General features: G+C 71.0%; 6 protein-coding genes and 1 pseudogene. 4 read left to right on the forward strand and 3 right to left on the reverse strand.

The features are described 5' to 3' along the window. The 3 genes from QM624_RS10015 to QM624_RS10025 all read left to right on the forward strand — a co-directional run. Nucleotides 1-288 (forward strand): response regulator transcription factor (locus tag QM624_RS10015; RefSeq protein ID WP_415091344.1); only part of this gene is annotated, 288 nt, incomplete at its 5' end. A gap of 112 nt (nt 289-400) precedes the next feature. After that, nucleotides 401-673 carry a DUF4242 domain-containing protein gene (locus QM624_RS10020; RefSeq protein ID WP_415091346.1) on the forward strand — a complete coding sequence of 91 codons (273 nt, stop codon included), beginning with the start codon at nt 401-403 and terminating at the stop codon, nt 671-673. Nucleotides 674-684: 11 nt separating this feature from the next. Further along, nucleotides 685-1380 (forward strand): hypothetical protein, encoded by a 696-nt coding sequence (locus QM624_RS10025; protein WP_415091348.1) that lies wholly within the window; start codon nt 685-687, stop codon nt 1378-1380. On the opposite strand, the gene QM624_RS10030 is transcribed toward QM624_RS10025, so the two are convergent. Continuing rightward, a complete protein-coding gene (locus tag QM624_RS10030) occupies nt 1274-2506 on the reverse strand; it encodes a phosphotransferase (RefSeq protein WP_415091350.1) in 1233 nt (410 codons plus the stop codon). The two genes, QM624_RS10025 and QM624_RS10030, sit on opposite strands and share 107 nt — an antisense overlap. A gap of 34 nt (nt 2507-2540) precedes the next feature. Further along, nucleotides 2541-3866, reverse strand: a complete 1326-nt coding sequence (locus tag QM624_RS10035) for a hemolysin family protein (protein ID WP_415091352.1) — start codon at nt 3864-3866, stop codon at nt 2541-2543. Between the two features lie 184 nt (nt 3867-4050). Here QM624_RS10035 and QM624_RS10040 point away from each other — a divergent pair, with 184 nt between their 5' ends. Then, nucleotides 4051-5304 (forward strand): CDP-glycerol glycerophosphotransferase family protein, encoded by a 1254-nt coding sequence (locus QM624_RS10040; protein WP_415091354.1) that lies wholly within the window; start codon nt 4051-4053, stop codon nt 5302-5304. Here QM624_RS10040 and QM624_RS10045 read toward each other — a convergent pair. Next, nucleotides 5288-5561 (reverse strand): annotated as a pseudogene (locus tag QM624_RS10045) (hypothetical protein); the annotation flags it as partial. The gene QM624_RS10040 and the pseudogene QM624_RS10045 sit on opposite strands and share 17 nt — an antisense overlap.

The raw sequence follows: 5561 nt of genomic DNA on the forward strand, positions 1-5561 counted from the left end.
GATGCGGTGGTCGCGCGGCTGCGCGCCGAGGGCGCGGCGTCCGTGCCCCGGCGGCCGTCGCGCCGGACCGCGACCAACCCTGGCCGGCTGACCGCGCGAGAGTTGGAGGTCGCCGTCCTGCTCGGCGAGGGCCTGACCGACGCGGCGCTCGCCGCGCGACTGCACATCTCTGCGAAGACCGCCGGCCACCATGTCTCGGCGATCCTCGCGAAGCTGGGTGTCGCGTCGCGCCGCGACGTGGCGGACGCACTGCCGACGGCCCGAAACGAGCAGCAATCCCCGCGGTGATGTGGGGAGCGGCTGCCGCAGAGATAGGGATCGCTCCCGATTCGCCGCATCGGTTCACAGGCTGAACCTGGATCCAGGTGGCCCGGAGACTCCGGGCCGGAGAGGATCCGAAATGACCCGCTATCTGGTGCAACGCACCTTCCCGGACGGACTGCACGTGCCCATCACCGATCGCGGCGCGGAGGGGCTCGCCGGGATCATCGACCGCAACGCCGCCCAGGGCGTCACCTGGGTGCAGTCGTTCGTCACCGACGACAAGGCGACCACGTTCTGCGTCTACGACGGGCCGAATCCCGAAGCTGTCCGCGCTGCCGCCGAGGCCAACGGCCTGCCCGTCGACGCCATCACCGAGGTGCGGGTGCTCGACCCGTACTTCTACCACTGAGGCGGCGGGCGATGGCCGTCCGACACCTGCGCGGCGCGCTGGCCGCGTTCGCCGTCCTCACCCTCGTGCTCGGCGGCTGCGCGGCCGGCACGCCGAGCGGACCGCACAGCCCACCTGGTGGCGGCGCCGAGGTCGACGGGCAGTTGAAGGCCGCCCGTGCCGCGACCGAACGCTTCGCCGATCACGTCGCAGCCGAAGGCGCCGGCTACGCCAGCACGCTGACCACGCTCGGCTGCTTCCACGACCCGGGCAAGGGCGGGATGGGGCTGCACTACGTCGCGGACAAGCTGATGGATGCCACGCTCACCACGACGGCTCCCGAAGCGCTCGTCTACGAACTCGACCCGGCCGGCGCTCCTGCCAGGCTGGTCGCGCACGAGTACATCGTGCCGGTCGAGGCCTGGTCCTCAGATGTGCCGCCGATGTTGTTCGGGCAGCACCTGCATCGGCACGCGACGCTTCCGCTGTGGGTGTTGCACGTCTGGCTCTACCGCGACAACCCGTCCGGCCTCTTCGCCGACTTCAATCCCGACGTCGCACAGTGCCCGGCCGGAGTGCCCGTCTTCGGGGTCGACCTGCCGAAGCCCGCGACGGCGTCGGCTAGCTCACCTGGCGCACCAAAGCCTCGGCCGAGGCGATCATCCGCAGCGTCTCCCACTCCCAGTCCGGCTCCTGACCACGGAACGGGCCGGTGGCCAGCGAGATGATCACCGCCGCCGCCCGCAGCCGCAGCTCGGTCGGGTCGACCCGGGTGTCGAACACCGGCACCCAGGCCCGGATCAACCGGTGCACCCTGGCCTCCTGGCTCGGGCTCATCCGCTGGATCGTCGACAGGTGCGCGATCAGGCAGGCCAGGTCGTCGGCGCGGCGTCCGGGGCCGACGGTGTCGACGTCCAGGACGCCGACGATCCGGCCGTCGGCGACATGGACCTGGCCCTCGTGGAAGTCGCCGTGGGTGGGCTCGTTGCCCAGCGGGACCTGGCTCAGCCCGGTGCTGATCTGCTGGGTCAGCCAGCCGAGCTTGTCACTCGCCTGCGGCAGCGCGGCGCCGACCATCCGGGCGTAGTGCTCGACGGCGTCCGACCAGGGCGGCCGGCGTTCCAGCTGGGTGACGCTCATCGGCATGGCGTCCAGCAGTTGAATGATCTGTTCGGCGGTGCACGGGTCGCTGGCGTCGAAAACCGCGGACGCCAGCGGCCGTCCGGGCAGATTGCGCAGCAGCATCAGGGAGTCGGGGGTGGTGGCGGCCACCTCAGGCGCCGGCACGCCGGCCGCCAACAGCAGTTCATGCCGCCGGACGACGTCGCCGAACACCCGTTCGCGCAGCACCTTGCAGTACAGCGTCGTCGGCTCGGGATCGGACGGCGTGGCCACGTCGACCCGCAGCACCGCCCGCCGCCGCGGCCGGTAGCCGATCATTCGCAGCCGCACCTCGGAATCGGTGATCGGCCGTCCCAGCACGTCGTACTCGGTGAGGATCTCGGCCATCCGCTCGGTGTAGGCGGCGCGGGCCAGGCCGGGCAGGTCGGGGTCGTTGGGATAGATCCATACCGCCACTTCGCGATCACCGTCGGCGAAGATCTCGGCCCGGCTGTCCGACTGCGCCGGGCCGCCGGCCCGGGCGCTCACCCCGAGCAGCTCGTCGCGCTCCCCGTAGGGCCAGCGCACGGACGCCGAATAGGTCGCGGTCGTCGACTGCTGCGGATGGGCGTCGACATGATCCAGCGCCCAGTTGAGCAGGGTGCCGCCGGCATGGGTGACGGCCGCGGTCAGCAGTTCGCCGACCTCGAGCGAGGTCAGCAGCCGGGAACCGTCCGGATCCTCCTCGGTCACCGCATGCCTCCTCTCCGCCCACCCGCGAGGTAGGTTACTCAGCCACCTGGTTCGTGCCGAGTCGACGCAGCCGCAATCTCGAGGCGCGGCGTCCGTCGAGTTCCGCAACGGTGAACTCGAACTGCTCCGGCCCCTCCTCGGTGGCCTCGACCGGGTCGAGTTCCACCTCGATCACGTCACCCACCTCGGGCAGCCGGCCCAGGTGCGCCATCACGAAGCCGGCGACGGTGTCGTAGGGACCCTCGGGCAACACGTAGCCGTGGTCTTCGCCGAACTCCTCCAGCGTCTCGAGGCCGTCGACCTCTGCCCCGCCCGGAGCGTTGGACGCCTCACTCGGCCCGTCGAATTCGTCGGAGATGTCGCCGACCAGCTCTTCGACCAGGTCCTCCATGGTGACGATGCCGGCGGTGCCGCCGTACTCGTCGCGGACGATCACCAGGTGGGCGTTCGCGGCGCGCATCTCGGTCAGCGCCCGAAGGATCTTCATGGTGTGCGGCAGCGACTCCACCGGCCGGACCAGCTGGCTCACCGGGGCGTTCCGGGCCGACGGGTCGAGATCGAACAGGTCGCGGACGTGGACGAAACCCAGCACGTCGTCGACGTCCTCACCGATCACCGGGTAACGGCTGTGCGCCTGCTCCTGGAAGGAGCGAATCGCCTTGTAGGCAGGCAGATCACCGGAGAGGAAGTCCACTTCGGTGCGGGGCACCATCGCCTCGCGCAGGCTGACCTGGCCGGCCGCGAACACCTCGTCGACGATCTGGCGCTCCTCGTCACCCAGGGTGGACGACGAGGTCACCATCGCGCGGAGCTCCTCGTCGGTGACCTCCTCGCGGCCCGCCTTCGGGTCGCCGCCCAGCACCCGGACCAGGGCATTGGTGGAAACGCCCAGGAACCAGATCACCGGACGGGCCACCGTGGCGATCGCGTTGACCAGCGGAGCCAGGCCCATCGCGAAAGTCTCGGCGCTCTGCATCGCCAGCCGCTTGGCGGTGAGTTCGCCGATCACGATCGAGAAGTAGGAGATGATCGCCGTGATCGTCACCAGGGACAGCGGTCCGGCGACGTTCTCATGGACGCCCCAGCCGATCAGCACCTGCGACAGCGGCTCTTCCAGGGTGGCGCCGCCGAAGGCCGCCGACAGGAACCCCGACAGGGTGACGCCGATCTGTACCGCGGACAGGAACCGGTTCGGGTTGGCCGCCAGAGCGGCGACGGTGCGGCCGCGCTGGCCGCGCGTCGAGAGTTGCTTGACCTGGCTCTCGCGCAGCGACACCAGCGCCATCTCAGCGGCGGCGAACACGCCGCCGATGATGATGAAAAGGAGGATCAGCAGAATATTGCTGACGATCGGATTCATCGGATCCCTTCACTATGGGGGAGCCAGCCTATCGGGTGCCTCCGACACGGTCGCCGAGCGGGCGTTGGTCGAGCTTGTCGAGACCTCGGACGGACGCGGTGCCCCGCCCATCGTTGGTCGAGCTTGTCGAGACCCCGGACGGCGCGACCGTCGGCGTCACGGGCACAGCGCTAGGGTGTCGAAGGTGCCCCCCTCCCCCGCCGCCCGATTCACCTTCGCCCGGGGGAATGCCGCAAAACTGGCATCACTGCCCCGCTATCTGACCGGCAACCTCCGGACGCGGTTCGCCACCCGGGATCCCCGGCTGTGGGTGTTCGGTAGCGCATTCGGCCTCTCCGACGGCGCCCTGGCGCTGCTGCGCGCGGCCCGCAGACTGGAGCCGTCGGTGCGGTTGGCCTGGCTGGTCGGCAACCCCGACGAGGCCCGGCGGGCCCGCTCGCTGGGCCTGGACTGGGCCGCCAAGGACTCCTCCGAAGGCTTCGAACTGACCGCCTCCGCGGGGGTGGTGGCGGTGACGCACGGCTTCGGCGACGTCAACCGGTACGCCCTGCGCGGCGCGACCATCGCGCAGCTGTGGCACGGCTCCCCGATGAAGAAGCTGCACGCCGACTCGCCGGCGGCGCTCTCCCTCGGCCCGCTCAACCGGTTCCCGCCCGCCCGCCGGCTGATCCGTGAGGCCTACCGGCGCGGCACCCGTCGGATCAGCCTGCTACCGGTGGCCTCCGAGACCTTCGTACCGTTCATGTGCAGCGCCTTCGACCTGCCCCGCGAGCGCGTCCGGGTGCTCGGCGAGCCGCGCACCGATGTGCTGTTCCGGGGCAGTGTGGCCGGCCGGCGCGCCGCCGCACGCGAACTGCTCGAGCGCGGCGTTCCCGGCCTGGTCGGACGCCGCGCGCTGCTGTACGCGCCGACCTGGCGCGACGGCGAACCCGACCCCGGCGTCCCGACCGATCGGCAATGGCGCCGGATCGACGCCTACTGCACCGCCACCGACAGCGTGCTGCTGATCCGGCCGCATCCGCTCGGGGTCGGATCGTACGGGCACACCTCGCGCCACGTCCGGCTGATTCCGCCGACGGTGCTGCCCGAGTCGATGCCGCTGCTGTGGGGCATCGACACCCTGATCACCGACTACTCGTCGATGGCGTTCGACTACTCGGTGACCGGCAACCCGATCATCTTCCTGGCCCCCGATCTGGAGCACTACGCGTCCACCCGCGGGCTGTACCTCGACTATGCGACGGTGACCGGCGGACGCTGGCGGCAGGACTGGGACGGCGTCCTCGACGCCCTGGAGAATCTGGACGCCGACGCGGCCGCGCGGGAACGCGCCGCCGGGCGCAGTGCGGCGCTGGCTGCCCTGGCTCACCGGCACACCGACGGCCGCAGCGCGAAGCGGGTGGCGAAGCACCTCGCCGAACTCACCCTGCGCGCTTGACCCGGGACTTGTCGACGGTGGCGTGCGCGCCGCTGAACAGCCCGCGCAGGAAGCCTGCCCCCCAGGACAGGTGCATGATGCCCAGCACCGCGATGTTCAGCAGCCATTCCGAGCCCGACTCGGCCCCCAGCGACTTCTTCGCCACCGCGGCCAACCCGCCGGCGTAGGCCAGCGGCGCGGCATACACGGCGCCGGCCAGCGCCGCCGGCCGGTCGCGCAGCACACCGGTCAACCGGGCCACCGCCACCAGTCCGGAC

The sequence above is a fragment of the Micropruina sp. genome (assembly GCF_047606365.1).
In the GTDB taxonomy this organism is placed as follows: domain Bacteria; phylum Actinomycetota; class Actinomycetes; order Propionibacteriales; family Propionibacteriaceae; genus Micropruina.